Source organism: Micromonospora parastrephiae (assembly GCF_016802865.1).
Lineage (GTDB): Bacteria > Actinomycetota > Actinomycetes > Mycobacteriales > Micromonosporaceae > Micromonospora > Micromonospora parastrephiae.
In genome coordinates, this window is the sequence record NZ_JAEVHM010000310.1 from 1 (window position 1) to 4,220 (window position 4,220).

The following is a 4,220-nucleotide window of genomic DNA, read 5'->3' on the forward strand; positions in this document are numbered from 1 at the left end:
CTCGCCGGCTCACACCGCGACTTCACCGTCGACCCGGCGGCGCTCGACACGCTGCGCGCCGAGCTGGACGCCTGGCAGCGCGACGCCGCCGGAGGCCCGGTGCGGGCCAGCTTCCGGCTGGTGGAGCCCGCGCCCGACGAGGTCACCGAACCGATCCTGGCCACCCGCCCAACCGGCGACGCGCCGACGCCGGTGGGCTCCGCCGGTAGCGGGCGGTGGCGGCTGGAGTTCGGATTGCAGCCGGCCGACGAGCCGGGCCTGCACGTCGACGCCGGGCAGGTCTGGCGGGCGCCACACACCCTCGGCGGCCTCGCCGGCCGTACGACCAGCCCACAGGAGACGCTGCTCGCCGAGCTGGGCCGGGCCAGCCGGCTCTGGCCGACCTGGACTCCGCGCTGCGCACCGCCGCCCCCGAGGCGATGGAGCTGGACGTCGAGGGCGCACACCGCTTCCTCAGCGAGGGCGCCCCGGTGCTGCACGCCGCCGGTTTCGGGGTGCTGCTGCCGTCCTGGTGGCAGCGCCGGTCGGCGCGGATCGGCGCCCGGCTGCGCGCCCGCAGCCGCACCGCGCCCGGCACGGTGGCCAGCGTCGACGCCGGCGTCGGACTGGACGCCCTGGTCGACTACCGCTGGGAGGTGGCGCTCGGCGACCAGCCGTTGACCGCCGACGAGTTGGCGGCGCTGGCCGAGTTGAAGACTCCGCTGGTGCGGCTGCGCGGCCGGTGGGTGGAGCTGGATCCGGGTCGCCTCGCCGCGGGCCTGCGCCTGCTCCGCTCGGCGGGCGAGCTGACCGTCGCCGACCTGCTCCGCCTCGGGTTGGCCGACGGCGAGGACACCGGGGCGCTGCCGGTGCTGGAGGTGACCGCCGACGGGGCGCTGGGCGACCTGCTCGCCGGTGCGGTCGAGCGTCGGCTCACCCCGCTGGACCCGCCGCCGGGCTTCGTGGGCACGCTGCGTCCGTACCAGCGGCGCGGGCTGGCCTGGCTGGCCTTCCTGCGGTCGCTCGGTCTGGGCGGCGTGCTCGCCGACGACATGGGCCTGGGCAAGACCGTGCAACTGCTCGCGCTGCTGGCCGGGGACCCGCCGGACGCCGGGCCGACGCTGCTGGTCTGTCCGATGTCGCTGGTCGGCAACTGGCAGCGGGAGGCGGCCCGGTTCACCCCGGGGCTGCGCGTACACGTACACCATGGTGCCGAGCGGGCGCGGGGGGCGGAGTTCACCGCGGCCGCGCACGGCGCGGACCTGGTCCTCACCACCTACTCGGTGGCTGCCCGCGACGCCGCCGACCTGGCCGGCATCGACTGGCACCGGGTGGTGGTGGACGAGGCGCAGGCGATCAAGAACGCCTCCACCCGACAGGCCGAGGCGGTCCGCGCGCTGCCCGCCCGGCAACGGGTGGCGGTGACCGGTACGCCGGTCGAGAACCGCCTCGCCGACCTCTGGTCGATCATGCAGTTCGCCAACCCGGGTCTGCTCGGGCCGGCGGCGACGTTCCGCAAGCGGTTCGCCGAGCCAATCGAGCGGCACGGCGACGCCGAGGCCGCCGAGCGGCTACGCCGGATCACCGGCCCGTTCGTGCTGCGCCGGCTCAAGACCGACTCGTCGATCATCTCGGACCTGCCGGAGAAGCTGGAGATGGAGGTGCTCTGCAACCTCACCGCCGAGCAGGCCGCCCTGTACCGGGTGGTGGTCGACGACATGCTCGCCCGGATCGAGACCAGCGACGGCATCGAACGACGAGGACTGGTGCTGGCCACCATGACCCGCCTCAAGCAGGTCTGCAACCATCCCGCCCAGCTGCTGCGCGACGGGTCGCCGCTGGAGGGCCGCTCCGGCAAGCTGGCCCGGTTGACCGAGATCCTGGAGGAGGTTCTGGTCGCGGGGGAGCGGGCGTTGCTGTTCACCCAGTACGCCGAGTTCGGCGCGATGCTGCGCGGTCACCTGTCGGCGCGGTTCGGCCGGGAGGTGCTGTTCCTGCACGGCGGGCTCGGCAAGGCCGAGCGGGACGCCCTGGTGCAGCGCTTCCAGTCGGCGGACGGGCCGCCGCTGTTCGTCCTGTCCCTCAAGGCCGGCGGCACCGGGCTCACCCTGACCGCCGCCAACCACGTGGTGCACGTGGACCGGTGGTGGAACCCGGCCGTGGAGGACCAGGCCACCGACCGGGCGTTCCGGATCGGGCAGCGCCGGCGGGTGCAGGTCCGCAAGTTCGTGTGTGCCGGCACGGTGGAGGAGAAGGTGGCCGCGCTGATCGCCGACAAGCGCAGCCTCGCCCAACGGGTGGTCGGCACCGGCGAGCAGTGGATCACCGAGCTGTCCACCGGGCAGCTGCGTGAGCTGTTCACCCTGGAGGCCGGGGCGGTGGTCGAGTGAGCGAGCAGAGCACCGACCGGTTCGCCGACTACGGCCGTCCGCGCCGGGTCGACGGTGGGCTGCGGGCGCGCAGCGCCCGGGGCGCGATCGGCCGATCCTGGTGGTCGCGGCGCTTCCTGGAAGTGCTGGAGTCGTTCGCGCTCGGCACCCGGCTGACCCGGGGCCGGTCGTACGCGCGGGCCGGTCAGGTGCTCCGGCTCGACATCGCGCCGGGGCGGGTCAGCGCGCAGGTGCAGGGCTCCCGGCCCCGGCCGTACGAGGTCTCCATCGGGCTGTCGCCGTTCCCGGCCGCGCTCTGGTCCCGGATCGAGGCGGAACTGGCCGGCCAGGCGTTCTTCAGCGCCCGACTGCTCGCCGGGGACCTCCCCGACGAACTGGAGGAGCTGTTCGTCGCCGCCGGCGCGCCGCTCTTCCCGGCCGGGGTGGACGAGCTGACCCAGCGGTGCAACTGTCCCGACTTCGCGGTGCCGTGCAAGCACCTCGCGGCCACGTTCTATCTTCTGGCCGAGGCGTTCGACGCGGACCCGTTCGAGCTGCTGCACTGGCGCGGCCGGTCCCGAGCGGAGCTGCTCGAGCAACTCCGCGCTCGTCGTGCGGAGGCCACCGGCACGCCGCCGCCAGCCGAACCGGCCGGTCCGTCCATTCCGGACGACGGTCCGTCCATCGCGGACTTACCGGTGTCGCCGGCCGGCGCGGCCCGTGCGCTCGCCGGCCTGTCGGCGACCCCGATGGTGGAGGCGTTGGACCGGTTCTGGTCCCCGCCCGTGCCGCTGCCCGACCGGCCGCCCCGACTGGCGACCGGCCCCGATCTGCTGCTGCGTCAGCTCGGCCCACCGGCGCCGAGCATCGGCGGGCCGGGGCTGCTCGAACGGCTGCGCCGCGCGTACCGGGCCTTCGGCCCGGGCGACCGGTGAGCCGTCACGTCCACCGGCGACGGAACCGCCACATGATCGCGGCGTTCGCCACCAGCACCACCGCGCAGATCGCCCCGGCGAGCCGGCCGGCGAACACGGTCATCGCCGGCAGCGACGCCCACAGCACGATCGTCAACAACATCAGGTAACGGCCCCGTCGGGCCCGGACCCGGTGGTCCAGCCGAGCGAAGAAGGCCGGGTCACTCTCCCGGAGCTGACGGGTGATCTGGTCGAACCTGCGCTGATCCTCTTTGCTGAGCATGGCGCTGCCTTCCCCTCACGCGTTCAGCGGTTCGGCGGCATACCCGCTGCGGTGGCGGCTCACGCTCACCCGCTGGTGCTCTTTTCCCTGGCGCGAGGGCACCTCACGTCTGACTTATCCAAACCTTAAGTTTGTCTGTGGTGGTGAACGGCGCGGAAAGTACCGCGTACACACCCGCGGTCCGATCCGTACCCGGCTGCCGCACGTACGCCCTGCTGGGAAGGTGCGCGTCCCACCGTGACCGGCCGCCCGCAGCGGACATTGTGCTGAGGGCTGTCTTAAGTGCCCTCACGAGGGCGTTCGGGCTGCCTTGAAGGCACCTGGGGGCTTGGTTACCTTGCCGTAGCAACCCCCCTCAGGCAACAGTCGCCGCATCTGCCGCACCTGCCCGGTCGCAGCTTCCGGCGCTCATCAGAAATCGGGATTGGTACATGGCCGACCAGAATGTGCCACCACGTCGACCGCGGGACGACCGCGGTTGGGACGGACGCCAGCACCACAACGCGGACGGGTACGCCGAGCACAACTCGTCCGCCCCGTACGGGTACGACTCGCCCCACCCCTATCAGGGCGGCTACTCGGCGCAGGCCGACCCGCGCGAGCAGTACGGCGACGGCTACGCGCAGCCCGCCCCCGCCCCCCGCCCCGCGTGGGCCGCAGTGGGTCGGTCCGGAG

Annotated in this window: 2 protein-coding genes and 2 pseudogenes; 3 read left to right on the forward strand and 1 reads right to left on the reverse strand. The window is 73.6% G+C overall.

All coding sequences use genetic code 11. The annotated features are described in order from the left end of the window. Window positions 1-2,369, forward strand: a pseudogene (locus tag JNW91_RS30005) (DEAD/DEAH box helicase); the annotation flags it as partial. Continuing rightward, window positions 2,366-3,283: an SWIM zinc finger family protein gene (locus JNW91_RS30010; RefSeq protein WP_203178871.1), complete on the forward strand. Its 918-nt coding sequence runs from the start codon at window positions 2,366-2,368 to the stop codon at window positions 3,281-3,283. The pseudogene JNW91_RS30005 and the gene JNW91_RS30010, both read left to right, overlap by 4 nt. A 4-nt stretch (window positions 3,284-3,287) precedes the next feature. Here the strand turns inward: JNW91_RS30010 and JNW91_RS30015 are convergent, their stop codons facing one another. Next, complete coding sequence (locus JNW91_RS30015) at window positions 3,288-3,545, reverse strand: DUF3040 domain-containing protein (protein ID WP_139586530.1); 258 nt, start codon at window positions 3,543-3,545, stop codon at window positions 3,288-3,290. A gap of 431 nt (window positions 3,546-3,976) precedes the next feature. Here JNW91_RS30015 and JNW91_RS30020 point away from each other — a divergent pair. Beyond that, window positions 3,977-4,220: pseudogene (locus tag JNW91_RS30020) on the forward strand (DUF1800 domain-containing protein); the annotation flags it as partial.